General features: G+C 37.3%; 30 protein-coding genes. 20 read left to right on the top strand and 10 right to left on the bottom strand.

Annotation, left to right across the window (positions count from 1 at the left end; genetic code table 11):
* Window positions 1-54: 54 nt before the first annotated feature.
* Window positions 55-612 carry a pyridoxal 5'-phosphate synthase glutaminase subunit PdxT gene (gene pdxT, locus AAGS61_RS07805; protein ID WP_391369732.1) on the bottom strand — a complete coding sequence of 186 codons (558 nt, stop codon included), beginning with the start codon at window positions 610-612 and terminating at the stop codon, window positions 55-57.
* Window positions 612-1499, bottom strand: a complete 888-nt coding sequence (pdxS, locus tag AAGS61_RS07800; RefSeq protein WP_391369729.1) for a pyridoxal 5'-phosphate synthase lyase subunit PdxS — start codon at window positions 1497-1499, stop codon at window positions 612-614. The genes pdxT and pdxS overlap by 1 nt, the downstream gene beginning before the upstream one ends.
* 726 nt (window positions 1500-2225) lie before the next feature.
* Here pdxS and AAGS61_RS07795 point away from each other — a divergent pair.
* From AAGS61_RS07795 to AAGS61_RS07775, 5 genes are all read left to right on the top strand, one after another.
* On the top strand, window positions 2226-3425 hold the full coding sequence (locus AAGS61_RS07795; protein WP_391369726.1) for a quaternary amine ABC transporter ATP-binding protein: 1200 nt from the start codon (window positions 2226-2228) through the stop codon (window positions 3423-3425).
* Entirely contained in the window at window positions 3418-4263 is an 846-nt protein-coding gene (locus AAGS61_RS07790) for an ABC transporter permease (protein ID WP_391369724.1), read from the top strand. The genes AAGS61_RS07795 and AAGS61_RS07790 overlap by 8 nt, the downstream gene beginning before the upstream one ends.
* A gap of 14 nt (window positions 4264-4277) precedes the next feature.
* Window positions 4278-5144 (top strand): glycine betaine ABC transporter substrate-binding protein, encoded by an 867-nt coding sequence (locus tag AAGS61_RS07785; protein ID WP_391369722.1) that lies wholly within the window; start codon window positions 4278-4280, stop codon window positions 5142-5144.
* A 189-nt stretch (window positions 5145-5333) separates the two neighbouring features.
* Entirely contained in the window at window positions 5334-6218 is an 885-nt protein-coding gene (locus AAGS61_RS07780; RefSeq protein ID WP_391369719.1) for a patatin-like phospholipase family protein, read from the top strand.
* A gap of 222 nt (window positions 6219-6440) precedes the next feature.
* On the top strand, window positions 6441-7262 hold the full coding sequence (locus AAGS61_RS07775) for a methyl-accepting chemotaxis protein (protein ID WP_391369716.1): 822 nt from the start codon (window positions 6441-6443) through the stop codon (window positions 7260-7262).
* A 738-nt stretch (window positions 7263-8000) separates the two neighbouring features.
* Here AAGS61_RS07775 and AAGS61_RS07770 read toward each other — a convergent pair.
* The 6 genes from AAGS61_RS07770 to AAGS61_RS07745 form a co-directional block, all read right to left on the bottom strand.
* On the bottom strand, window positions 8001-8201 hold the full coding sequence (locus AAGS61_RS07770; RefSeq protein ID WP_391369713.1) for a hypothetical protein: 201 nt from the start codon (window positions 8199-8201) through the stop codon (window positions 8001-8003).
* A gap of 480 nt (window positions 8202-8681) precedes the next feature.
* Window positions 8682-9200 (bottom strand): hypothetical protein, encoded by a 519-nt coding sequence (locus AAGS61_RS07765; protein WP_391369710.1) that lies wholly within the window; start codon window positions 9198-9200, stop codon window positions 8682-8684.
* Window positions 9197-9463: a hypothetical protein gene (locus tag AAGS61_RS07760; RefSeq protein WP_391369707.1), complete on the bottom strand. Its 267-nt coding sequence runs from the start codon at window positions 9461-9463 to the stop codon at window positions 9197-9199. Before AAGS61_RS07760 ends, AAGS61_RS07765 begins: the two co-directional genes overlap by 4 nt.
* A gap of 306 nt (window positions 9464-9769) precedes the next feature.
* On the bottom strand, window positions 9770-10042 hold the full coding sequence (locus AAGS61_RS07755; protein WP_391369704.1) for a YesK family protein: 273 nt from the start codon (window positions 10040-10042) through the stop codon (window positions 9770-9772).
* Window positions 10043-10152: 110 nt separating this feature from the next.
* A complete protein-coding gene (locus AAGS61_RS07750) occupies window positions 10153-11142 on the bottom strand; it encodes a DUF4179 domain-containing protein (RefSeq protein ID WP_391369701.1) in 990 nt (329 codons plus the stop codon).
* On the bottom strand, window positions 11139-11690 hold the full coding sequence (locus AAGS61_RS07745) for a sigma-70 family RNA polymerase sigma factor (RefSeq protein ID WP_391369698.1): 552 nt from the start codon (window positions 11688-11690) through the stop codon (window positions 11139-11141). Before AAGS61_RS07745 ends, AAGS61_RS07750 begins: the two co-directional genes overlap by 4 nt.
* Window positions 11691-11808: 118 nt before the next feature.
* On the opposite strand from AAGS61_RS07745, the gene AAGS61_RS07740 reads away from it, so the two are divergent.
* Both AAGS61_RS07740 and AAGS61_RS07735 read left to right on the top strand, forming a co-directional pair.
* Window positions 11809-11946 (top strand): hypothetical protein, encoded by a 138-nt coding sequence (locus AAGS61_RS07740; protein ID WP_391369695.1) that lies wholly within the window; start codon window positions 11809-11811, stop codon window positions 11944-11946.
* On the top strand, window positions 11927-12178 hold the full coding sequence (locus AAGS61_RS07735; protein WP_391369693.1) for a hypothetical protein: 252 nt from the start codon (window positions 11927-11929) through the stop codon (window positions 12176-12178). The genes AAGS61_RS07740 and AAGS61_RS07735 overlap by 20 nt, the downstream gene beginning before the upstream one ends.
* 273 nt (window positions 12179-12451) lie before the next feature.
* Here the strand turns inward: AAGS61_RS07735 and AAGS61_RS07730 are convergent, their stop codons facing one another.
* Window positions 12452-13888: a PLP-dependent aminotransferase family protein gene (locus AAGS61_RS07730; protein WP_391369690.1), complete on the bottom strand. Its 1437-nt coding sequence runs from the start codon at window positions 13886-13888 to the stop codon at window positions 12452-12454.
* Between the two features lie 100 nt (window positions 13889-13988).
* On the opposite strand from AAGS61_RS07730, the gene AAGS61_RS07725 reads away from it, so the two are divergent.
* From AAGS61_RS07725 to AAGS61_RS07670, 12 genes are all read left to right on the top strand, one after another.
* Complete coding sequence (locus AAGS61_RS07725; RefSeq protein WP_391369687.1) at window positions 13989-14594, top strand: LysE/ArgO family amino acid transporter; 606 nt, start codon at window positions 13989-13991, stop codon at window positions 14592-14594.
* Window positions 14595-14742: 148 nt separating this feature from the next.
* Window positions 14743-15438 carry an ABC transporter ATP-binding protein gene (locus AAGS61_RS07720; RefSeq protein ID WP_391369684.1) on the top strand — a complete coding sequence of 232 codons (696 nt, stop codon included), beginning with the start codon at window positions 14743-14745 and terminating at the stop codon, window positions 15436-15438.
* Window positions 15425-16525 (top strand): ABC transporter permease, encoded by a 1101-nt coding sequence (locus AAGS61_RS07715; protein WP_391369682.1) that lies wholly within the window; start codon window positions 15425-15427, stop codon window positions 16523-16525. The genes AAGS61_RS07720 and AAGS61_RS07715 overlap by 14 nt, the downstream gene beginning before the upstream one ends.
* Before the next feature lie 235 nt (window positions 16526-16760).
* Window positions 16761-17330: a signal peptidase I gene (gene lepB, locus AAGS61_RS07710; RefSeq protein WP_391369680.1), complete on the top strand. Its 570-nt coding sequence runs from the start codon at window positions 16761-16763 to the stop codon at window positions 17328-17330.
* An 88-nt stretch (window positions 17331-17418) separates the two neighbouring features.
* The gene (locus AAGS61_RS07705) at window positions 17419-17673 is read left to right on the top strand and encodes a hypothetical protein (protein ID WP_391369677.1); all 255 of its coding nucleotides are present in this window, start codon (window positions 17419-17421) and stop codon (window positions 17671-17673) included.
* Between the two features lie 223 nt (window positions 17674-17896).
* On the top strand, window positions 17897-18577 hold the full coding sequence (locus AAGS61_RS07700) for a response regulator transcription factor (protein ID WP_391369674.1): 681 nt from the start codon (window positions 17897-17899) through the stop codon (window positions 18575-18577).
* Window positions 18578-18739: 162 nt separating this feature from the next.
* Window positions 18740-19225, top strand: coding sequence for a YbaK/EbsC family protein (locus AAGS61_RS07695; RefSeq protein WP_391369671.1), 486 nt, complete (start codon window positions 18740-18742; stop codon window positions 19223-19225).
* 106 nt (window positions 19226-19331) lie between these two features.
* Complete coding sequence (gene tlp / locus AAGS61_RS07690) at window positions 19332-19568, top strand: small acid-soluble spore protein Tlp (protein ID WP_391369668.1); 237 nt, start codon at window positions 19332-19334, stop codon at window positions 19566-19568.
* Between the two features lie 234 nt (window positions 19569-19802).
* Window positions 19803-20219 (top strand): pyridoxamine 5'-phosphate oxidase family protein, encoded by a 417-nt coding sequence (locus tag AAGS61_RS07685; protein WP_391369665.1) that lies wholly within the window; start codon window positions 19803-19805, stop codon window positions 20217-20219.
* Window positions 20220-20234: 15 nt separating this feature from the next.
* Window positions 20235-20654, top strand: coding sequence for a pyridoxamine 5'-phosphate oxidase family protein (locus AAGS61_RS07680; protein WP_391369662.1), 420 nt, complete (start codon window positions 20235-20237; stop codon window positions 20652-20654).
* An 88-nt stretch (window positions 20655-20742) separates the two neighbouring features.
* The gene (locus AAGS61_RS07675; protein WP_391369660.1) at window positions 20743-22056 is read left to right on the top strand and encodes a hypothetical protein; all 1314 of its coding nucleotides are present in this window, start codon (window positions 20743-20745) and stop codon (window positions 22054-22056) included.
* A gap of 257 nt (window positions 22057-22313) precedes the next feature.
* Window positions 22314-22565 (top strand): hypothetical protein, encoded by a 252-nt coding sequence (locus tag AAGS61_RS07670; RefSeq protein WP_391369657.1) that lies wholly within the window; start codon window positions 22314-22316, stop codon window positions 22563-22565.
* A 39-nt stretch (window positions 22566-22604) separates the two neighbouring features.
* Here the strand turns inward: AAGS61_RS07670 and AAGS61_RS07665 are convergent, their stop codons facing one another.
* A complete protein-coding gene (locus tag AAGS61_RS07665) occupies window positions 22605-24593 on the bottom strand; it encodes a methyl-accepting chemotaxis protein (protein ID WP_391369654.1) in 1989 nt (662 codons plus the stop codon).
* A gap of 177 nt (window positions 24594-24770) precedes the next feature.
* Between AAGS61_RS07665 and AAGS61_RS07660 the strand changes: the two genes are divergently transcribed.
* On the top strand, window positions 24771-25931 hold the full coding sequence (locus tag AAGS61_RS07660; RefSeq protein ID WP_391369652.1) for a toxic anion resistance protein: 1161 nt from the start codon (window positions 24771-24773) through the stop codon (window positions 25929-25931).
* The last annotated feature ends 146 nt before the right edge of the window (window positions 25932-26077 follow it).

The raw sequence follows: 26077 nt of genomic DNA, 5'->3' as shown, positions 1-26077 counted from the left end.
TTGAGATGATTTTCATCAAAGTACGGGTTTTATCATTGGTAGCTTAGAAAATTTTTATTTACACATATCAATAAAATAGTTCATTAACGACAGGTCCGTTGTTAGTTCTGGATGGAACGAACAAGCAAGGAGGTGACGGTCACGAGCACAGACGATATCGCCGTCTAATACAGCAAGCACTTCCACCTGTTCTTCAACAGCAGCAATTTTAGGTGCGCGAATAAAGACAGCAGGGAAATGGTCGCTTACGCCTTGAATTGCTATAGGTGTCTCGAAGCTATCAATTTGACGACCGAATGCGTTGCGACGAGCCGTGATGCGCATCTGTCCAATGTGTGCTTCTTCCTCTTCCACAGAAGAAGCGAGTAGAATAAGTCCGGCACATGTGCCAAATACTGGCTTGTTTTCAGCAAATTGTTGGAGGGCAGGGAGCATATTCGCATAGTCAATTAAGCGGCGCATCGCTGTACTTTCGCCACCTGGCAATAACAGTCCGTCGATGTCCTGTAATTGCGCGGCTGTTTTAATGGGGACAGCCTCACTACCGCAAGCTTCAATTGCTTTTATATGCTCTGTCACGGCACCTTGTAAAGCAAGTACACCAATCTTCATTACCAGCCACGCTCCTGCATACGCTCGCTTTGTGCTAACTGGCGGATTTCAATCCCTTTCATTGGCACGCCAATTTCCTTTGAAACTTCTGCAATTAGCTTGTAATCTTGGTAGTGTGTTGTTGCTTGGACAATAGCACGCGCGAATTTTTCAGGATTTTCTGCTTTGAAAATACCTGACCCGACAAATACACCATCTGCTCCGAGTTCCATCATAAGCGCAGCATCGGCTGGCGTCGCAACCCCACCTGCCGCAAAGTTTACAACTGGTAAGCGACCTGCTTGTTTAATAGCTAGTAGTACTTCAAATGGAGCACCTAGATTTTTCGCCTCTGTCATTAATTCGTCTTCATTCATTGCAACGACAGCACGTACTTGTGCATTTACTTTACGTAAATGTCGAACTGCCTCCACAATATTACCTGTACCTGGCTCTCCTTTTGTTCGAAGCATTGCCGCGCCTTCTCCGATGCGTCGTGCTGCTTCGCCTAAATCACGGCAACCACATACAAATGGCACTGTGTATTGACTTTTTAGTAAATGGAATTCCTCATCGGCTGGTGTCAATACTTCACTTTCATCGATATAATCCACACCCATTGCCTCTAATACACGTGCCTCTACAATATGACCGATACGTGCTTTTGCCATAACCGGAATGGACACAGCGCCCATGACTTCCTCTACAATACGTGGATCTGCCATACGTGCAACCCCACCAGCCGCTCGTATATCAGAAGGCACACGCTCCAATGCCATAACGGCTACCGCACCAGCTGCTTCTGCAATTTTAGCTTGCTCTGCATTGACGACATCCATAATGACACCGCCTTTTTGCATTAATGCCATCCCGCGTTTTACAACCTCTGACCCTGTTAAAATAGACATTTTTGTAACACTCCTTAATGTTAGTATGAGCTTATTATAAAATTATCTGAACTTTTTAAAATAGTCAGTTTTATAGTAAATGAAAGGGTCAGTTGAGGTAAGGGGAAGAAAAGGTGGAATAATTAGAATATTATGTAATATTTTATAGATTTTTAAAATGAGTTATTACCGTAACTTATGGTTGATGTTTTATAAATAAATTATGTTTAGTACACGGAACAGAGAGGGGGAGTGTAGTTATATAAATCATCCTCAAACTGTCGACACTGAAAGATCAAAAAGCTACAGCTACCTGAGCAAAAAGCCGCTGTATCCGGTCAAAACTTCCAGTGCGAGCAAAATCCTACCGTATCCGAGCAAAAAGTCACTGCATCCGATCAAAACCCTCCGACGCGAGCAAAACAAAACTAGGCTGATTTTTAAAGTCAATCGTTATGCTAGAACATTAAAATGCACAATATATAAATACCAATCTTGAATTTTGGTGATACACCTAAATGTAGGAATCATTACAGTTCTATTACATGCTATTCACTATTTAATTTAAAAAATTGAAATCTTGATAGGTCCGTATTTTGCTTGATTATGAAAACCTTTTCATCGATTAAGTTAGTTTTTATGTAAGAAAGTTATATTGACATAAGTAACAACTTTACGTTACCATTAAGTTGTTACTATGAGTCGAAGTACTTATAGGGAATTTTTATAGAAATTGGAAGTGAAAAAATGGAAAAGATTCGAGTTGAGCATGTCACCAAAATCTTTGGGAAGCATACTTCTCAAGCTCTTAAACTTGTAGAGCAAGGAAAGGGTAAAACAGAAATACTCGAAAAAACAGGTGCTACAGTTGGTGTTTATGATGCAAACTTTACTGTTAATGAAGGTGAAATTTTTGTCATCATGGGGTTGTCTGGTAGTGGGAAATCGACGTTAATTCGTTTATTAAACCGTTTAATAGAACCGACAAGTGGTGATATTTTCATAGATAACGAGAATATTTCAACAATGAATAAAAAGCAATTACAAGCGGTACGCCGTGAAAAGATGAGTATGGTATTCCAAAATTTCGGGTTATTTCCGCACCGTACGATTCTTGAAAACACAGAGTATGGGTTAGAAGTACGTGGATTGGCTAAGGAAGAAAGAAGATTGAAAGCAGAAAAAGCTTTACAAAATGCGGGGTTATTAGCGTTTAAAGACCAATACCCAAGTCAATTGTCTGGTGGAATGCAGCAACGTGTAGGACTAGCGCGAGCACTTGCGAATGATCCAGAGATTTTATTAATGGATGAAGCTTTTTCTGCCCTCGATCCGTTAATTCGAAAAGATATGCAAGACGAATTATTAGAGCTTCAAGCAAGAGTACAGAAAACGATTATATTTATTACACATGATTTAAACGAAGCACTTCGTATTGGTGACCGTATTGCCATTATGAAAGACGGGAAAATCATGCAAATAGGGACAGGGGAAGAAATTTTAACAAACCCTGCGAATAACTATGTTCGTACATTCTTAGAGGATGTTGACCGTTCGAAAGTATTAACAGTTGAAAGTGTTATGGTGCGTCCAATGACCGTGAATATTGAAAGTGATGGACCTAAAGTAGCGCTTCAGCGTATGCGTGAAGAGGAAATTAGTGTGCTAATTGCAGTCGACAAGAAACGTCAATTCAAAGGCTATATTACCGCAAGTGATGCACTTGAGGCTGCGAAAAAAGGGGAGAAATCGGTTCTACCTTTTGTAAAAGAGGATATGCCTTGTGTGGAGCCAACAACGTTAATTCAAGAAGTGCTGCCGATTATTTCCGACAGTCCTACACCAATCGCCGTTGTCGATCAAGGAAAGTTACGAGGGGTTTTAATTCGAGGCGTTATTATCGAATCACTTGCTTCATCAAGTGAGGAGGTGACGTCTAATGCTTAATCAAATTCCAGCAATCCCAGTAGCAGATACAGTAGAAACAATGATGGACGTGTTAACGGACACATTTGCGAGTTTCTTTAAGTCTCTTCAATCTAGTGGCACATTTTTAATGGAAGGACTTACAGGCTTACTTGCTGCTATCCCACCGATTTTATTTATATTACTCATTGCATTATTAGCTTATATTGCAACACGTAAACTTTTCGGTTTGCCGTTATTTTCTGTCATTGGTTTGCTATTTATTTATAACCAAGATTTATGGAATCAATTGATGAATACGATTACGCTCGTTTTATTTGCGAGTATTATCGCAATTATTCTAGGTGTTCCAATTGGGATACTTATGTCTAAAAGTAAAGTGGCTGAAGGCATCATTAAGCCAATTCTTGATTTTATGCAAACAATGCCAGGATTTGTGTATTTAATTCCGGCAGTTGCGTTTTTTGGAATCGGCGTTGTACCGGGTGTGTTTGCATCGGTTATTTTTGCTTTACCACCAACTGTACGCTTTACGAATTTAGGCATTCGCCAAGTACCAAAAGAGCTTGTTGAAGCAGCAGATTCTTATGGTAGTACAGGGAAGCAGAAGCTTTTCAAAGTAGAGCTTCCTCTAGCGAAGTCTACTATTATGGCAGGGATTAACCAGACGGTATTACTGTCCTTATCCATGGTTGTCATTGCTTCTATGATTGGTGCGCCGGGGCTTGGGCGTGAAGTGTTATCAGCACTTCAACGAGCACAGGTCGGGAATGGATTTGTCGCAGGATTAAGCTTAGTTATTTTTGCGATTATTGCAGACCGACTAACACAAAGTTTCAATAAGAAAAAATCGTTTTAAAGGGGATTAGAAAAATGAAAAAGAAATTACCATTTGCAGCAACAGCTTTAGGGGTAAGTATGGTACTTGGAGCATGTGCAGAAGATGAAGCAACAACAGAGGAAAAGCTTGGAGAAGTTAATTTAGCGTATGTAGAATGGGATACAGAAATTGCGTCAACGCATGTAATTGGGCAAGTGCTTGAAAATATTGGGTATGATGTGACACTAACACCATTAGATAATGCCATTATGTGGGAAGCTGTTTCAAAAGGAGAGGCCGATGCAATGGTAGCGGGTTGGTTACCGGCAACACATGCGGCTCAATTAGATAAATATGGAGAAAATTTAGTGCACTTAGGTGAAAACTTAACAGGTGCAAAAATTGGATTAGTTGTGCCAAGCTATATGGATGTCAACTCCATTGAAGATTTAACGACTGAGGCTGGTTCAACGATTACAGGAATTGAAGCAGGTGCGGGTGTCATGAGTGCAACAGAGGCAGCGATTGGAAACTATCCGAATCTTGCAAATTGGGAGCTTTTACCTTCTTCATCGGGTGCCATGACAGTAGCATTAGATCAAGCGATTGCAAATGAAGAGGAAATTATTGTAACAGGCTGGTCTCCACACTGGAAATTCGCTTCATACGACCTGAAATATTTAGAAGATCCACAAGGTGTATTCGGTGGAGAAGAAACAATCAATACATTTGTACGTCAAGGCTTAGAGGAAGATGCACCTGATGCATATAAAGTGTTAGATGCGTTTAACTGGACGGCTGAAGATATTGAAGAAGTCATGTTAGCCATTAACGGTGGTAAGAATCCTGAAGAAGCAGCAACAGATTGGATCAATGCCAATGCAGAAAAAGTGAAAGAATGGACACAAGGCATTGAGTAATAAGAAATAAAGTGAAACAGCTTACAAACTTTGTAAGCTGTTTTTTTCTATTTAGCGCCAGATGGTAGGTGTTTTGTTCAGTATAGAAAGCATTTAATCAGCAACGTAACGACTCTTATAACGGAATAGGTGGAACATATAGCATGTAGCGTTCTTATACTAGAAAAAAGAACGGAGAGGGAGACGTAAATGATTGTGGATGGTGTGTTCTCCGGTGGCGGTATTAAAGGGTTTGCTTATGTAGGCGCTCTTCAAGTGTTAGAAGAGCGTGGTATACAATTTCAGCGAGTGGCAGGTACAAGTGCAGGTGCGATTTTAGCAAGCTTCATTGCAGCGGGTTTTAGTGTAAAAGAAATTGAAGGGATTCTAGATGAACTAGATGTAAGCACATTACTTGATCCACCTAAATTATTTTTCAACATTCCTTTTTTTAAGTGGATTAACTTATATAGGCGATTAGGGCTGTATCGCGGCAAGACATTAGAAAAGTGGTTTTATCAAAAACTGGCGACAAAAGGTGTATATACATTTGGAGATTTACAACGTGGCGCTTTAAAGCTTGTAGCTTCTGATTTAACAAATGGACGCATGATTGTGTTGCCAGATGACTTAAAAAAATACGGTATTGATAGTAAGAAATTCCCTATTTCCCGTGCGTTACGTATGAGCTGTGGCATTCCTTTTTTCTTTGAGCCTGTGTATTTAAAAAATGGAAAGGGGGAATCGGTCATTGTAGATGGAGGCGTACTAAGTAATTTTCCAATGTGGATTTATGATAATGGCCATAAAGAGCGCCCCGTACTTGGCATGAAGTTAAGCCATAATAGCGAAGAAATGCCACCACAAACAATTGACAATGCCATTGAGCTATTCGAAGGACTTTTTGCGACGATGAAAGATGCACATGATAAACGCTATATTTCAAGAAAGCATGAAAAAAATATTATTTTTATTCCAGTTGAAAACTATAGTGCGACACAGTTTGATCTGGATGAAGAAACGAAGCAACAATTAATTAGCATTGGCAGGGAGCGAACAATACAATTTTTAACAACTTGGTCACCTATTTGGTAGTCGCAGTCAAAATGAGTACCGAGAGAATGTTCTTTCGATACTCATTTTTTCATTAACTTTTATGCTATAGCTAGCATAATGATTAAGTTGCTGCTATCTATGGACCGAATATCCCTTGAGTTAAGTACAAAAATGTAACATATATCCAAAAGCTATTTTATTCATCCGTAAAATTAGGTAAAATTAAAATTCTAAATAAAAAAAATATTCGGGGGATTTACGATGGATAAAGTACAAGCGTTAGCGATAGCGTTGCCATATTTACATGAAGCAATGAAGGGTGAGGCGACAATGGTTGTCGTAGATCGAGATGAAATTGTGCAAGCATATTTACCGAGTGGGAAAATCAATGTAGGTTATCAAGCAGGGCAAAAAATGAACGCGGATGATCAAAATTTAGTGTTAGCACTGCGTGGTCAAAAGCCAGATGTAATCGTTGGTAAAGAAGTATACGGCGTAGAGTTTAATGCCTATGCGTTTCCGATTAAAGAAGGCACAAAAGTTATAGGGGCAGTTGGCTTTGGTGTACCGATTGAAAATAAGCTAAAGCTTGAAGGCTATATGCAATCCATGAACGGGATTATTAATAATTTACACGACAAAGTGCATACGATTGCATCGCATTCTCAGCAGTTAGCTGCCACAACACATGAAATCAATATTCAGGCTGAGCAAGTACGAGAAGATGCAGAACGCTCTAACGGTATTACAGATTTAATTAAAAATATTTCCAATCAAACGAATTTACTTGGACTAAATGCATCTATTGAAGCAGCCCGTGCAGGGGTACACGGTGCAGGGTTTAATATTGTGGCGCAAGAGGTGCGGAAGCTGTCTTCTCAAACGTCATCAGCGACTCAAAATATTGAAGATGCACTGAAAAATATTAATTCGAACTTACATACATTACGTGAGAATTTATCCCAAATTAATCAAGCGACATCTGAACAAGCCACACTTGTACAAGATTTCAGCACGATTATTGAGCAATTAAATGAATTAAGCGTAGAGATGCGTGACTTTATGGGAATGACATTGCGATAATTGTAGAGTGTTAGGTGCTTTTACAGATTTCCGAATGAGAAAGCTCATTCCTTTAGTTAGATAGACTAAACTAATAAGAGGGCATTATGTTCAATATATGACCATAAAGTTATTCATTAAATAAGCTTATGTAACATCGCTCAAAATGGTTATCAACCGTTGCCATGATTGATTTTTGTCGATTTTGCATAAAAAGTGGTATAAATGATGTTCATAGGAAGAGCCATGAAACGTTGAATTAATAGTGTTTCACGGCTCTTTTTGTACTTCCTAGCTTTCATTTGGGAACGTTACTTCTGATTTGCGTGTATATTTTATAAATCTTTGTTGTACTAAAGCCTCCGTTAGTTCAATAACTATTCCCCTTGTTTCTCTTCATTCTTTTTTATAGTTATCAGTTTTGACATAACAAAGTGAACGACTGCAATAGTTATTAGTAAATCTCTATAAGGTTCAATTGTTCCAGCAAACCACGATGTAATAGCATAAAAAAAAACAAATGAAATTAAGAGTAGGATTGTAACATAATGTTCAATGTATAACTCCATTTAATTCTCTCCCCTCTGTATTTTTATCCAGTTCTATATTTCTACAAGAAAAGTCCAATTTTTAACTTTACTGCTTCGTTAGTAAAAAAAGCACCCAAAGCGGTTTCATTTGGGAACGTTATTAGGTTTATTTATGTATACGATATAAATCCTTGTTTCACTAAAGCTTTCGATAGTTGAATAAGAATGATTAATCTTCAACTACTTCAATCAAATCAGTATAGATAGTAACAAAATATGTTTCTAATAACTCTCTCAACTCATCATTAAGCTTGTAATACTCATCGGTTGCTTTTTTAATAACATTATAAAATTCATCTTCATGAATTTCATCATTTTCTAGGGCAATGTACAAGTTCCACATCTCTTTACAATACTTTTTCTCAATCACCATCTACACCTATGCAATTATATTTTTCAGGTTCATAACCAATATAATCTTTATCTTTTTCAATACATTCAATTATTCCAAAATCGTGAATATAAGCCAAATTAACACATCTCCTAAGTCTTCAATTTGTATCGGCTATTTTTCATACAACTTTCTTTATGAGCCTCTATTATACATGACGTTTCTCACATTATTTTACAATACATTCTTGTTCATTATTCAACTAAGTTGGTTACGTTAGTTGAAAAAAAGCACCCAAAGCATGTTTGGGCACTTTTACAAAGTTTGTTGTAATAACCTGTTACTTTATTTTTAGTGTAACATGGCACATTATTTCGCTAAGATCAACTTGATGTTTTGAGGTTTGCTTATTTAATTATTTCTTAAAAAGAGGTTATGCCCACTTCGGCAATCCTGAAAATATTATATTCTTAACAGAACAAGGAACTTCAATTTAAAATAAATATTGCTTACATATTCTTATTTAATAGTTAGGTCCTTAATCGTTACATTTAGCAACTTCGCACTATACATGATTGTAGACCTAATTGTTTGTCTATCATTAAAACTAGATATCTTTATTTGAAGTACTGCTCCACCTTTTAAATTACTTATATTTTCTACTTCTATATTAAAATGTTCAGCAAGCTTATTTATAAAAGAGGTTATTTTATCATCGTTTCTTTTTCCAACATACAACAAAATTTTAATCTTATAATTTCTATTTTTAATCGAAATTAAATACTGATTCAATGCCCAAATATAAGTATTTTTTTCAGCATCATAATGGCTTGGATCGCCAAATTGTTTCGCTTGCCCACAATGCTGACAAATTGCTATATAACGAACATGACGTACACCGATACCTGGCTGTTCAACATTTACATACACTTCATAAGGAATAAACACATCATGTGTACAAAAACTACAAATAATAGGCTCATCAAAAATCGTGATGCGACTTTTTTGGGGGAGTAAATGTTCATCTGTACCACTCATTCTTTTATCACTTCCATATATTCAATAATCGATACATGTTTTTGTAACGTATGGTCGAAGCGATTCTTTTCTTCAAACATTCGGATATCGCCACATGACGTACAGGAAAATGATTGCAATGTAAGTTGCTCCGTTACTGTTTCACCTAAAGGGCTTAAATCCATATAAACCTCACGATGCTGAAATTCATCATTCTGACAAAATACACAAATAAGCTGCTTATCAAGAATTTTTATTTGGTACGTTCCTCTTTTTCTAACCATCCATTCATCCCCTAATTAAAAATACTAACTTTACTTTAATACGTTTGAAATACACGGAAGTTCTAGTATCAAATAAATGCTATATTACTAAATAATTGTAATTCATTTGAAGTTAACTATATTAATTGAATTATAAACCTCTCCCAAATCCTCGTTTGGACATAAAAGGAGCGCAGATGCACTGGATACGGAGTGGTGATGGAACACCGTAATCTTACACGTCAGCCGTAGTAGAAATGTACTTAGCCTTTGGTAGCAAGCCCACCACTAGTATGAGCCAGCTTACATAGTTTCCTTAGATGAAATTTAGGTTATTTTAAAAAGTTGCAGCAAGCTTGTTAGAACAATGCCAATAATAGTACCGATAAAAATAGAGAGACCCATCAATCCAATCCCCATACCACTCCAACCACCAATAAAAAAGCTGATGATTACGATAGTTACGCTAATTAAAAGGAAAGACAGGAATATTGTACCGATGAATTGATCGTTCTTTTTCCTTTTTAGAAGCATCGCAACAATAAAGAATGCAATTGCAGTTACTAAACAAATATAAATGAAGATTTCAAACCCCTCCAAATTGAATGAGCCTCCTTATAGTACATGTTGTAACGTTCCAATAGTATTCCATTATATTTAATCCTTCGACAAAGATGTAGAAAACGATAGTGCTATTACATGCATAGCTTCTATTTTAATGGAACTTCTACTGTTCCAAGAGTCTCTTCTTTTGTTAAGGGCTTATTTTCCGTCATTGTGTAAATGGTCGGTGTCACAAGTAGGGAAGAGGCGTTTTGATCTAAGCCAAAAATCGGTACGGTTCCAGTAAGAAAATCATTCGTAACCATTTGCCCATGGGTAGGCGCAAATTGATAATCATTTCCTAAATTATCTTTCACATTTAAGAAGATGAATTCAGTCATAAAATCTATGTCACCGCTAAAATAGATAATGGTTGTATAGCCTGTAGAAGCAATGCGATCAATGACAATATCTCGCACGCCACTTGTAATTGTTTTATCGACGATTGTTTCCTGTAAATCGAGTTTGTTCAGTTCGAAAGAAAATGTCCAGTCACCAGAAATGACCGAATTATAATGGTTATCGTAAAAGCCTTTAGGCGACCAAGTTAATTCGATAGATGAGTTTTGTGCTGCGGAATCTGCTACTTCATAGGTTAAAAAGCCAATATACGTATTTTCATCTACCTTTTGCATATGCTCTTCCGCTTTATACAACTCATGACCAGTGATTTTAGGTATACTTTTCACGAATTGTAAATCATCTAAAGGTTTTTCAGATTCGATAGAAAAGGCAATGGAAACTAAATAACCGTCGTAAACAGCATCTTCTATTTTCATTGTCATGCCGTTGCTTTCGGCGGTTTGTCCGAATGCAGTTGCATAGTCGTTAAAGAGAACGAGTTTTTTGTCTTCTGAAAAGTACGATAAAAGCTGTTCAATGATTGGCAGTTTTGATGCGATCGTAGGTATCGATAATATACTAATAGAGCCAATGCCAATTGCTAGTACAGCCGCCACCCCCCATTTAGATACACGGTAGACCTTTTTAGGTTCTCGTAAAACATGTTGAATGACGGTTTTTACCTCATGATTTGACACGTCAAAAGATTCAATTTCATCAATATCGATACGCAAAAAATCTTTTTCGCCTTTCAAGATAAACACTCCTTTAACTTTGGATTTTTCGCTAGCTTTTTCTTTCCACGATAAAGCCGGTTTTCAACTGCGGCTTTGGAAATATGTAAAATGTCAGCGATTTCGCCATTTGTGTAATCCAAATAATATTTCATTAAAAATAATTCACGCTCTGAAGGGGGCAAATGCAGTACTTCAATTAGCAATATTTCTTTTTCAAATGACTTTTCCAAATGTATTTCAATATTGTCTTGCGAAATTTGTGGAGGTGCCTGCTCGATTGAAACGGTATCTTGATATTTTTGCTGTTTTCGATAGAGTTCGATTGCTTTATATTTTACGATTATACCAAGCCACTTTTTAAAATCTGTTTCATCTCCCTCAAATTGATGACACTTTTGCCAAATGAGCAAAAATACATCATTTGCACATTCTTCGACTAGCATATGTCCGAAACTGTCGCCTAAAATTTTATGCGCGATTGCTTTGATATACCCTAAATACTGCTGGACTACATAACGGAGTGCTTTTTCTTCGTGTTGTTGTAGTCGTTGGATAAAATCAACCATGTTTTTCCTCCTTTTTATTCTTCTATCTACTATAACGAAATATTTTCCAAACACTCTCGCTAAAAATGAAAAATGTTCTTTATGATAGAAAGTGTTTGACGAAACGGTAGAAGATGAGGTGAGAGAATTACATGAAGAGCTTGGCATTGAAGTGAAATTCCAAAATCGCCTTTCATTAGGTGTAATCCCGTCCTGTATGAAAAAGGCGAACTTTATCGACGAATGTATTTCTGTATATGCGGAATGGGGCATTTGAGCAGTTTAACGTGCAACTAGAGGAAGTAGGGGGAATTGTAAAAGTGCCGTTTACTCATATTAAAGGATTTTGGCAAGACAAGCTATTATCAAGTGAGGTGACAGGATTTGAAGTAGGGCTTGTTGGAGAGCAAATTACGATGAATAAAATAATAGGGAAAAAGGATTTTGTACTACATCTCGTCTCTTATTATATAACCGTCATTGAACGAATCGAGCAATATTTGAAGTAAGTATTAGAGGGCGATACTAGCATTTTCCGCTAAAAATTTATAAATAGTGTATCGACTGTTTATGATCTGAAACTCAAAAGAAAAACAAATTACAGTTCGTATTGAATATTTTATAATAATTTACATAAAGAAGATTTAAAATGCGTGCATATTTTCATTAGTGTGAGATATTGCACGCATTCTATTATTTCATAGCAACCAATCGTAGATACTCATATTTACGCTTACCTTCTTAAAGAAAATGAAATGTCGATTGCTTTTATGAAAGGGTATCTAACACTCCCTCATCTTACCCATCGCTTCTTCATATAAAATGTGAAGCCCTGACTGTAATTCACTATCGGAGGCGTAAGCATAGGAGAGGCGAATATGATGCGTATCTTTTGGTTCGTAAATATAGCCGGGATTAATGAGCACTTTTTGTTTTAATAGCTGAAAGAAAAAGTCGGTCGTAACAATCGGCTGATGAAACCGAATCCATATATAAAATCCGCCTTTTGGCGATTGCCAAGAGGCGATATCTGTAAAGTATTGCTTCAACAATCCTTCCATTAGTACCGCTCGCCGTCTCAATTCTACTTTTAGTTCCTGTATGTGTTGCTCATATAGCCCTGTCGTTAACCAATGGGTCACAATTTCTTGTGAAAAGGCACTGGAGCCATAATCCATCTGCATTTTTATATCGGCTAATCTTTTAATGACCGGGGATGGTGCGACAACCCAGCCAATGCGTAACCCCGGGCTTAATGTTTTAGACATACTACCTAGATAGAGTACATGCCCTGCTGTGTCAATTGCTTTTAAAGGTGGGGTAAGTTCTTCAAAGGCCAGTTCAAAATAGACGTCATCCTCAATGATTGGTAAATGTAATGTTTTGCACATGTCATAAAATGATTGTTTTTCTTCCATAGACCAAATAGCCCCTGTTGGGTTATGTAAGGTAGGGATAGCATAATAAATGCTTTGACGTCGCCCGCGTCTTTTTTCGAGAGCTGTTGTATTTCGATTTGATAGCTCTATACTTTGTAAGTCCATGCCAAAAGATTGGAATGGATGAATTGAATTCAAATAAGAAAAGGGATCTTGAAACACGATAGAGCCTGTCTCTAATAAGCCAACTGCAATCAGCTGCAGTGCCTGCAATCCACCAGAAACGATACAAATATTGTCAGGAGATGCTATAATTCTGCGCTTTTTTAAATACTGACAAAGTGCTTCTCGTAAGTGTAGGCTTCCTTGCGGAGAGGAATAGCCAATCGCTCTACCATCTAACTGCAATTGCTGCAAGGAAGATTGGATTTTTGCAGTAGGTAGTAAGCTTGGCGCTAATTCACCTGTACTAAGACGAATAATCGAATCGTCTTGTTCACACGCATTAATGACTTGGATTGTTTGGTAATTTGGTTTATGAATACTTGCTTCAATATATTTTTGCCAATTCGGCTGTTTTTGTTTGACTAGCATGTTCCAGGAAGCGTTGGACACATATGTGCTCGAACCTATTTTGGAAGAGATAATTCCATCTGCTTTTAATTCATCCATTGCTTCTTGGATCGTACTACGATTGACCCCAAGCATGACGGCTAACTGTCTTTGAGTCGGTAGCTTCGTCCCACTCGGCCACTCGCCATTTTGTATGTTTTCGGTAATCCACTGAACAATTTGCTTAGATAGACTAATAGACAACGTACGATCGGGTTTCCAATGCATTTTAACCCTCCTTTAAATTGGGTGGGTAAATAACCAACCAATTGGACCTTTTATTGTAGTTATATCATAGATACGATAGAAAAGAATAGGAGTTGAAAAGATGGAACCGATACTACATGGCATTATTTTAGCCTTTGGACTCATTTTACCTTTAGGTGTTCAAAATGTATTCGTATTTACACAAGGGGTGATGCAACCGACCGTAATAAGAGCATTACCAGCTGCGGTAACTGCGGCCATTTGTGATACGATTTTAATTATGTTAGCGAGCTTAGGATTATCTATCATCGTGTTACAATTCGAATGGCTTCGTTTCGTATTGCTAATCGGGGGGATTATATTTTTAATTTATATGGGCTTTGTCATTTGGCGTTCAAATGTCACAGCGTTGGACGATAAAGAGGCATTACCGATCAAAAAGCAAGTCGTTTTCGCATTATCCGTTTCCTTGCTAAACCCACATGCCTTGCTAGATACAATTGGTGTGATTGGTACAAATGCGGTGAAATACAGTGGACAAGAGCAGTCGTTATTTATCTTCGCCTGTATTTTGATTTCTTGGCTATGGTTTTTTGGTCTTATGCTGACAGGGGCGTTACTAAAGAAAATGCAAATATCGACTGTTGTATTTACATTATTTAATAAACTATCCGCCCTGTTTATATGGGGGACTGCTTTCTATTTATTCGTAAGTTTGCTGAAATAAATATTAGTAAGGAAAATAGGCGCGGTAAACGAGCAGAAGGGGTGCATCTCTTAAGGACAAGAGACGTACCTCTTTACTATTTTAAGGCAACAAAATGAAACTATTTTCTCGCTGAATCGTAGAACAAAATAAGAGAGAGGGATGATGCATGATTTCAATACACATTAAAGAAGCTGGATATACGCAAGGAAAACCTGTTATAAATAATATCGAATTTTCGCTACCACCTGGTCAATTAATCGGGTTGATTGGGGCGAATGGCGCTGGGAAAAGTACGACAATCCAATCAATGATGGGGACGATTCCTTATTTTCAGGGAGATATTCAAATCGATACATATGGCTACGTACCCGAGCGCCCGATACTATATGAATATTACACATTGTGGGAGCACATTGATTTATTAATCCGCACGGTTGGTCAAGAGGAGAACGAATTAAAACAACAGGCAAAAGCATTATGTAAGGCATTTCGTTTAGAGGATAAATTGCATGACTATCCGATTCATTTCTCAAAAGGGATGCAGCAAAAAGTGATGCTTGTGTTAGCCTTAACGCCAATATATGAATTGTATATTTTAGATGAGCCGTTTATGGGGCTTGACCCGCAAGCGATACGAAAACTCATTGAACTGATCGAGGACTACAAAGGTCGTGGGGCTGCGATACTAATGTCGACACATGCTCTGGATACGGCTGAAAAAATTTGTGACGGCTTTATTTGTATGCATGACGGCGCTATTTTAAAGCAAGGGGCACTTCAAGCATTGCAGCAATATGAAGGGCAGCCATTGCTAGACATCTTTGATGAGCTGATTGCAGGTGTGACAGATGGCATTATTTAAAATCCGTCTTTTACAGCAATGGCGATTTCATCGGAAAATATTCAGTAGTATTGCAGATTGGACAACTTATTTGTATTTGTTCCTTCCATTTGGAGCCTTTCTCTTTTTCTTGTATAAGGAAACAATATTGAACGGAGCGTATGGCTTCTTTCATTATGTGCCAGCTATTCCCTTTATTTTTTTACTTCTGTTACTAGCAAGTGTGGGGTACTTGCGGACATTTGAAGAGGCAGCGGATCGGCTGTTTTTATTGCAACATCAACGGACATTCCGTCAGTTAAAGCGAAGTGCTTTTATGTATTCGATGTTCATACAAGCTGTTTATATGGGCCTTTGTTTATTAGCACTTTTACCATTGTTAGTACATCATTATCAATTTACGACACTTGCAATTGGTCAAATCGTTTGCAGTATGATGCTGTACTTTTTAGTGAGTAAGTCTTTTCATTTTTATAAGTGGATAAAAGCGATTGTTCAACTACTCGTCGGAGCAGGGCTAACAGGGATGGTTGTTTATGCGAGCTTTAGTACTGTATCCATCACGATATTGTTCATCTTTAGCTGTATCGTCTATTACGAAAAGAACCATATTCGCTCGAATCACTATTTTGACCAGTATATTAGTGTGGAACGAGAGGCGTATTATCGATGGCAAGCGCGCATTTTCATGGTGAACCCAGAGCTAGGAAGTTTAATGCCTGAAAAGCATACATTAAAAGCGCCGCGTTTTTTTAAAGGAAGGCTGTTTAAACGGTCAAATGATGCGACGTCGGAGCTGATGCTAAAGACATTAATTCGTAATAAGCGTTATCGTTGGGGATATGTACAGTTAGTAGGGATAACCATTCCTTTGTATTTCATCTTGCCATTATGGGCCGATATGACGTTACTGATGTTATCCTACTATATGTTAAATAGCTGGTTAGTGTCGGTCATGCAAGAAATAAAGGGACATGCTGTTTTTAAAGTATTAACAATAAAAGAGACTGTATGGCATATGTCGTTCCAACGGATAAAAAGCTATGCTGTAAACTATGTGCTGTTCTGTATCGCTATAGTCATAATACTGGAAACTATTTTTAGTTAATAAGTTGCGAAATTACTAACAAGTAGTTGAAATAAGAGGGAATAGGGCTATAATACAAGAACAACTAGACGATAGAGAATTTTTAGCAATTGTTTTGCCAAAGAAGTAAGTGGAATAATATATAGTATACACTATTTTTGAGGTGCATTTGCTGTAGCGCCTTTGTCTAGTGCATAACGTATTGTGAGAGATCGCTAGTTTGGCTGAGTACCGAAATGGTAGAGGGGGGATTTTTTTGGACAAGAACATGATAAAAAAGGAAATAATCAGTTGGTTGAACGCGATAGGCGCGGCGATTTTGCTGACAGTTGTCTTGCGTTATTTTATTTGTACACCTATTCTCGTTGATGGTGCCTCTATGCTACCGACAATTAACAGTGGGGATCGTGTTATTGTCAATAAAATTGGTCCAAAAATATCCCAATATGACCGTTTTGATGTCATTGTTTTTCGAGTAGATGAGGACACAAATTATATTAAACGAATTATTGGCTTACCTGGTGATCATATTGAATATAAAAATGATGAGCTGTTTATTAATGGCGAGAAGTTTGAAGAGCATTATTTGGAAGGACATAAAGTAGCTTTAGCCGATGAGGATATACTTACGGAAGACTTTAATTTACAGGAGTGCTTAGAGGAAGAAATAGTACCAGAAGAATGTTATTTTGTACTCGGCGACAATCGTAAGAGTAGTATGGATAGTCGGAATGAACGTGTAGGTTTTGTACCTCGAGAACAAATTATCGGTACGGTCGATGTAGTCGTATGGCCACTCCATCATTTAAGCTTTATTCAAAATTAACAAGCGGTTTACTAAAGACTTTGAAGAACATTATTGGTATAATTTGTATAAGTTTTTAGTAGTGAATTACGGATTAGAGGTGTAGAAAATGATTGATTTTCTCATTGTGATGGTGACGATGATAGCGGTAGCATCTATCCCATTAACAGCGATTATTACAGCGCATCGCCGAGGACAGGCGAAAATACAAGTAAAAATGCTAGAAAAAGAAATCGAACTAGAACAGCTTCGACTAGAAACATTCAAAGTGGAAACAGACAAAATGAAGCTAGATCTCGAGCAATCCAAGCAAATGTACTTAGATACACAAAAACAAATTGCGTATCAACATGAAGAAAGATAGTAATTCTACCTCTGTATTGAGGAGGATGTGAATGCCAAAATAAGCTAGGTTCATATGAAACCTAGCTTATTTTTTAGTAGAATGCAAAGATATTTTAATTATTTGTAAAATTATGATAAATAATACATAGAAAATATTATAATAGACTTTAAAGAATGATTAATGAAGTAAACAAAAAAGTGAGGTGAGATCCTACTACTTAACCACGAGTGGGAGGTGAAGTATGAATAAAATATTAATCATTGAAGATGACTGGGATATTAATGAAGTGCTCGTACTCTATTTGAAAAATGCAGGATTTGAAGTGTACACCGCTACAACGTTAGCAGCTGGTGAAAAACAATTATGTGAAACGCCTATCGATCTTATTTTGCTTGATGTTAATTTACCAGATGGAAATGGATTTGATTTTGCAAAGAAAATCCGTAAGCAGTTCGATACCATTATTATTTTTGTGACGATTCATCATTATATCGAACAAAAATTACAAGGGTTTGAAGTTGGCGGCGATGATTATATTACAAAACCATTTATTCCAAAAGAGGTTGTTGCCCGTGTCCAAGCACAGTTACGCAGAAAAGGCACTACAATAAATGAGCAGGTCATTGAACTAGATAATTTACGAATCGACTTAGATCAAAAAGAGGTATACAAAGATGGTGAACGTGTCAATTTATTTACGAAAGAAAAGAAGCTCCTTTTTTATTTAGTTGAAAATGCCAATAAAGTCGTCAGCAGTGAGCAAATTATTAATGAAGTATGGGGCTTTGATGGGATTGCTGATTCGAAAACAGTGGCTGTACACATTAGTACTTTACGGCGTAAAATAGGAGATTCATATTCTAAAGGGAGCGGAATACAAACTGTTAGAGGATTTGGATATAAATTTGTGACAAATGAATAATGAATTTTTCCAAAAGTATTTTCGCTAGCCACCTGTTCTTCACTTCTAAAGGAACAAAAGGTTAATTTGCGTAGATAATTGAATGTTCCGATAATATATAATTATTTTACGGTATAATGGTTATATCATGTAAATAGGTATTAGATAAAAGGAGTTTTAGTTATGAGTTTACAAGCGGTTCAAGCATTTTTTGCGAACATTGGTCGCGAGGGGGATATCGTTGTCCATGCCCAAAGCACAGCATCTGTACAAGAAGCAGCAGAGGCAATTGGTGTACATCCAGCACGTATTGCGAAAACACTTTGCTTTCAAGGAAAAGATACACCGATTTTAGTCGTTGCAGCGGGTGATACGAAAGTAGACAATGCGAAATTTAAGCAAACATTTGCGGTAAAAGCAAAAATGCTCGATCCAGACAGTGTTTTACAGGTGACGGGACATTCCATTGGTGGCGTTTGTCCTTTTGGGCTAGTAACAGACGTACCTGTATATGTAGATGCGTCGTTAAAACGTTTTACAACAGTGCATCCCGCATGCGGCAGTTCAAATTCCTCTATCGAATTAACGGTCGATGAATTAAAACTATACGGCCATGCACAAGGGGAAGTCGATGTATGTAAAGATTGGCATCCAGCATTAGCCCAGTAGTACATAGGACAAGTTGCGGTAACATTTTAACAATAGAGGCGTATAAAGTTTGATCAGAATACCACAATAAATCTGTCATTTGAAAATACATGATGGAGGGGTATTGATGTCAAACAAATATCAAGCAAAGCCAGATGACCGTTCAAACAATGTCGAGCGTTTACAATCCATGGTGAAAAATACGATGGAAAATATGGAAGCAGCAGAAGAAACGATGCTCTATGCAAGCCCTGAAGAACGAGCGCAAATTGAAGCGAAAAATAAACGACGAGAACAGTCTGTTGCAGCAATGCAAGCGGAAATGCAAGACGAAAAAGCAGCTCGTGAAAAAGGCTATAACTAGAAGTTTAGCTATAAAAACTATACAAAAACGCTAGCGGCATTGCCATCGCTAGCGTTTTATTTGCGAATAGGGTATTAATTCCATTTTGAATTGTTATTTTTAACTATTTGTAGTGATTAGGGTAAGCACTAGCTTCCGTTCATAATAAAAAATGATTTTCTCCATCCTTTTGTTTAATTACATCGTATAAGGGCATTTTATACATAGATGATCAAGTGAAAGGAGAGAGGATTGTTGAACAATTCATTACGAGATCAAGCATTAGACATTTTATCGAAGCATTCTGTTGGTGTTATGGCCACTGTGTCAAATGGTAAACCAGATTCACGCTATATGACATTTTCCAATGATGGGTTTACTTTGTACACGGTAACTCCAAAAGATTCAGGGAAATTAGACGAGCTGAGAAAGAATTCTCATACTCATATTTTATACGGGTATGAAAATGAAGAGCTAGGGGAGACCTTTTTAGAAATTGAAGGAAAAGTATTAGAATCAAATATAGATGAAATGAAAGAGCGCATTTTATCTAATTATAAAGGAGACTATTTAGGCGATGCGTCCTCTTTAGTCCTATTAAAGGTTGAGCCAGAGCGTCTGCGATTTATGAATAAAAGTGGAGATAACCGAGAGGAAATCAACTTCCATTAAGAAGGGATGAGGCGGATGGACAATTTACAAGAGCAAATCTTAGATATTTTAGATAGCAAAAAAATCGGATCAATGGTGACAGTAAAAGGTGATAAGCCTTATGCACGTTATATGACTTTTACGAATAGAGGATTTAAGCTTTATACGATGACAGAAGATGATTCATCCAAAGTATTGGACCTCGAAAATAACCCGTATACTCATATTTTGTTTGGGTATACAGAGTCAGATGAAGATGCCCCTTATCTCGAAATTGAAGGGAAAGTGACAGACTTTATAGACGATGAATTAAAGTTAAAAGTGACGAACTTTCTCCGTGGCCTAATCAATGATAATGCACATGATATGATTACACTGGAAATTGAGCCTACTTGTATTCGATTAATGAATAAACAAGGACAACCTCCTCAGGAATTAACGTTCCCGTTAGCTTAATTGAGAGGCGATCTTCCATCAGGGGAGATCGCCTTTTATATTAAGAAAGGCTGTCCTCGTGTTATGCTAGGAGGAAAGGAGTGAGAAGATGCTAGAAAAGTTACAACCCTTTGTTGATCAGCAACTTGCTCGAATTGTCCAGCAAGATGAGATTCAATTTATTTATGACATCAGCGGTGAATTAGTCGGAGAAATACATATGGACGAAGGGCAGCTACAGCGCATTGATTTTTATGATGTGGATGCTTTAATGGAGCAAGGTGTACCGTTAACAAACAGTGCGATGATGGATGCTATCGTACGTCCCAATCATGCACTATTTGAAATAGAAGCAAAGGAAATTTCGACAATCGCTTGGCGTATAAAGGAAGCGCTGGATAATCGTAATTTAAAGCTCGACGTCATTGTGGACTTTGATGCGAATTATTTAGCTACATTTGAAGAAGTGGAGCCGCGCTACCGTCTTGCTCTGCCAAATTCAGGTCTTCAGCTGTCGATTAAACGGGACGGGACGTTAGCAAGTGCAACATTTATGCATGAACATTATACCGTACAATATCCAGAAACGATGATTTCTCCTGAGGAAGCAAAAGTTATTTTGTTACAGCAACCACTCATGCAGTTAGCGATTCATATGGAAAATGCTTGGCATTATGTGTATGTACCAGCATACGATATGTATGGGGTAGGAGTAGACGGACACGTAAAAAAGATGAGCGAATGGCCTGAAATGATAGGATTTGGCTATGATGTATTGCCAGAAGTACATATTGAGGAGCCGCTTGAAATATTACTACTTGGTGGGAGAGAAGGAAGTGTGGAATACACCGAGCAGGAGGCAGAGCGTTACTGGGACGTAATCATAGACGAAGCATTGCAACAATCCACAGTAGAGCAACCGTTTATTCGTGCTTGTCAGGCATTAAAGTATGCAGTAGGGGAATCGTATGAAAAGTATAGGTTTGAGCGAACACCCAATACCGCTTCTATATACAACTATGCTCCTTTTTATGTAGACGAGGTAGAAAATGACTACACAACGTATCGGTTCGTATACGAGCATCAAGGGATTTATTTATCGGAAAAAGCATCAGAAATTGTTGTGCATAACGAAACAGGGCATATACAATCGATGGTAATTTCAACGATTCCTTACGAGCAATTAAATGAGTTACCAAAACCGATGATTACACTGGAAGAAGCCAATGCTATTGTGAAACAATATGTGGATGTCGCACTAACAGTAGAGCGAGTAGATTTGGGAAATAATATATACAGCTTGATGTATAGCATAGATTATCCGCATTCTCCAACAGGCGGACATATTGAATCGATTAATGCTTATACAGGTGCGATTACATATGTTGAAACAGGGTTTGTTCCAATAGATGAAGAAAGTTGAATGTATAATATATAAAATGAAAATCTCCTACGTAAAAGATTATTACGCTAGGAGATTTTTATATTAACCAAAAGTATAAGTTTCATGGATATCCGCCAAGATGTGTCTCTCTAAATAGGTAAAACTATTTTGATTGACATGTATATTTTAAATGCCGTGGTCTCATAATGGTAAAAATAGATAATGCGAAATTGTTATATTTTATAAAAATTGAGAATAGTTAATAATGAGGTTGTAGAATGAGGAGGAATGGACAGATGTTTGAAGTAGGACAATGGGTGTCATATCGACAAACTCCAGCTTTTATTTTAGAGGCAAATAATATAGAAAAAAAATATTTAATTCAAGCACCAAAAGTGTCGAAGTTATCATATTGGATTCCGGAAGATTATTTAAGGTCAAATGAGGAAGTCCAATTGTTAGAAGAAGATATTTACGAGTTAAAAGTAGTAGCCATTAAAACAGGGGATTTACAATGGTATCGTGAATTATCACAACAATACCAATAAATAAGGGTGCTTCGTCAGTTTTGAGAAGCACCCTTTTAATTATAGCTTAAATCGACTTACGGCTGTAGCGAGTTCGTTGCTTAAGTTGTTTAATTGTTCTGAGGCAACGGCAACGGAGTGAATCGCTGTCAGTTGCTCATTTGAAGTAGCACTTACTTCTTGGCAGGCAGCAGCTGATGTTTGGGCATTTGCAGCCATTTTTTCAATAGTCTGTAGCACTTCATCTTTGTAACGATTGACACCATCTATTTCGTGGTGAACAGCTACAAACGATGCATTAATACGATCAATACAATTTGCTAAATTCGTAAATAGGCTACTTGTATTTTCAACAATATCATTCGATTCATTGAATGTTTGTTGCATATCATTCATGCGTTGAGAGACAATTTGTGACTCCTGTTGAAGTTGTGTAATTGTCTGTTTTACTTGTTCTGTTGCGTCAGCAGACTGTTCAGCTAGCTTTCGGACTTCATTGGCTACAACAGCAAACCCTTTCCCGTGTTCCCCAGCACGAGCTGCCTCAATCGATGCGTTTAAGGCAAGTAAGTTTGTTTGAGCCGAAATGGCACTAATCGTATTCATAATAGAATCAATGGAGCCAATTTTATGCTCTAATGCAGTAATGACTGTACCCATTTGTTGTAATTCTTGTTCTGAATACGCAAAGCTTGTTCGAAGTAGCCCCATTTTTTCGCGGCCCCCTTCATTTAATTCGCCAGCTTCAGCAGTAATAGCCTCAGTAGCGTGGGAGCGTTCGTTTATGTTGTGGATTTTTTCGGCCAATGTTACAGATTGTTCTGTCACCGCTTCTGCATTCATAGAAGATTCTGACGCACCGATGGCAATTTCATTGACAGCGGATGAAACTTCGATTGCAGATGCGCTTGTTTCCTCAGCCATTGCACTTAAATGATGAGAGCGTTCTTCTACATTAGCTGATGAATTTTTTACGACTTGAATAATATTTTTCATATGATGAATCATGTCGTTAAAATGATGTGCGAGGCGACCGATTTCATCGCGACTTTTTACATCAATATGTACGGTTAAATCACCGTCTGATACGCGTTCCATTAATGTGCCAAGCGTATAAAGTGGTTTAATAATACGTGAAATGAAAAAGTATAGTACAACAAATGTGACGACTAAAATCAAAATAGTAATAATGAAAATAATTTTTTGAATATCTTTCGCGACCGTTTGTAACTGATCAATCGTGTAAATCGCACCTACTGTCCAATTTAAATCAGGAATCTTTTGATAAATAATGATTCGATCTTCACCGTCAATGGTTGATTCTAATTTATTCGTGTCATTTGTATTGTTCATTTGCTGGACAAAGTCATAGTTTGCGAGGCTTTCACCGGCTAGGGTAGGGTGTGCAACAGCTGTAGCGTTGTCATCTAATATAAACGGATAGCCTCCATAACCTAGTTCAATTGCGGATACCATATTAGTTAAGCTTTCTAGTAAAATATCGACTCCTAGTACACCAATCACTTCATTTCCAACATAAACCGCTTTAGAACCGGTAATGGCGTATTGACCTGTCGCTGCATCCACATAGGGATCAGACCATATAACAACGGATGGATTTGCCATGCTATCGATATACCAACTACGAGTCGTCGCATCGATGTCTTGAATGCCATCAAAATGTGGTTCAAATAAAATACGATTTGCCTGTGCAAAATAAATACCTGAAGCTTCTCCGTAATGATGCATAAATGTCGCGAATTCTGTACGAAGTGTTTTGTCTGCTTCGTCAAATAACCCTTCATTTTCTTTGAAATAGGTAATGACTTCATCTGATTCCGCATATGTAAGCAATACTTTTTCATAAATACCAAGTGCTGTTGTAACGTTATTGGAAAGTTGGTCTACAAGCGATTCGCTTTGTTCGACAACGCTTTCTTCTGTTTTGTTTATAATAATAATGGAACTAATTGAAGCTAAGGAACTTAATCCAATCACGACAATTAAAATAACGATACCTATAATTTTCCATTTGACGGATAATTTCATCCATCTTGCCCCCTTTTTTAACATAACGATACTTATTCTAACACTTTAGAATTTTTAGTAAAGGAAAAATCGTTCTTTTGTCTGTAAATTGAATGTATGAAATATTGAAACTTTTTGAGTAGAAGTTCGTATGGTAAAGTAAGGGTAAGCCTTTAACTGTAGAACGGAGGAATTGTAATGACTGAAATGAAAAATCCACTATTTGACGATTTGGATGCAAGAACGGCAACACCAGAACAACCAAAACAGGAAGTAATGGAAGTTACGCCAACACAATTAGTATCCAATGAGGAATTATCACAAATTCGACAACGACAAATCAAACTAAAAACGGAGCCCCGTGTTTTACAGCTAGCTGACAAAATTGATGTAAATAATCAAATTGCTGTACTAGAGTTTGGGAAAGAAACAGCAAAAGGGATTTCTACATTTTCTGATCGTATGTTAGCGACGATTAAGACAAGTAATCTTGAAAAATCAAGTACGCTGTTAAATAACTTGAATAAAATTATGGACCGCTTTGATCCAAAAGAGTTTATGGAAGAGGAAAAAAAGGGCGGCTTTTTAAAACGTTTATTTAATCGTAGTAAAGAACAATTAGAACGTATTTTAGCGAAATACGATAGTATGAGTAAAGAAGTCGACGCTGTTCATACGGAAATTCAAAAGTATGAAATCGAAATGAAGCGCAATACGATTGAATTAGAGCAAATGTATGATGAAAACTTAAATTATTTCCATTCATTAAGCGAGCATGTAGCAGCAATTGATGTGAAACTAGAGCAATTACAGGTATATTTACCAACGATTGAAGCGAGAGGCAATGCGGGCGATCAAGAAGCATTAATGGAGGTTGATACAGTTCGTCGGAATATGGAACTGTTAGAGCAACGAAAGTATGATTTAGAAATGGCACAGCAAGTTAGTTTCCAATCTGCACCACAAATCCGCTTGATGCAACAGGGTAATAACAACTTAATCGCTAAAATTAACTCAGCCTTTGTCACGACGATCCCAATTTTTAAACAAGGGTTGATTCATGCGGTGACATTGCAACGCCAAAAACTTGTATCCGATTCGATGGCAGAGTTAGACAAGCGTACGAATGAAATGCTCATTCGTAATGCCGAAAATATCCGTCAAAACTCCGTAAATATTGCCCGTCAATCAGGTGCACCAAGCATTTCTGTGGAAACGATTGAAACAACATGGCAAACAATTATGCAAGGTATTCAAGAAACAAAACAAATTCAAGCAGAAACAATGCGCAACCGCGAAGAAGGACGTAAACGCATTGAGAAACTGCAATTAGAATATGAGAAATTAAAGCGTATGTAATAGATAAAATGGAGCTATCCCATCATTAGGATAGCTCCTATTTTTTGTATGATAATATTTTTTTATAAAAAATTGAAATTTTTGTAACGAATGCTGTTTGAAATCTATATATAAGTATCCCAGTTTAAATTTGGTGAGAGGAGGGG

It is taken from the genome of Lysinibacillus sp. KU-BSD001 (assembly GCF_042920265.1).
Taxonomy (GTDB): Bacteria; Bacillota; Bacilli; order Bacillales_A; family Planococcaceae; genus Lysinibacillus_B.
This window is presented reverse-complemented; position numbering and strand designations above follow the sequence as displayed.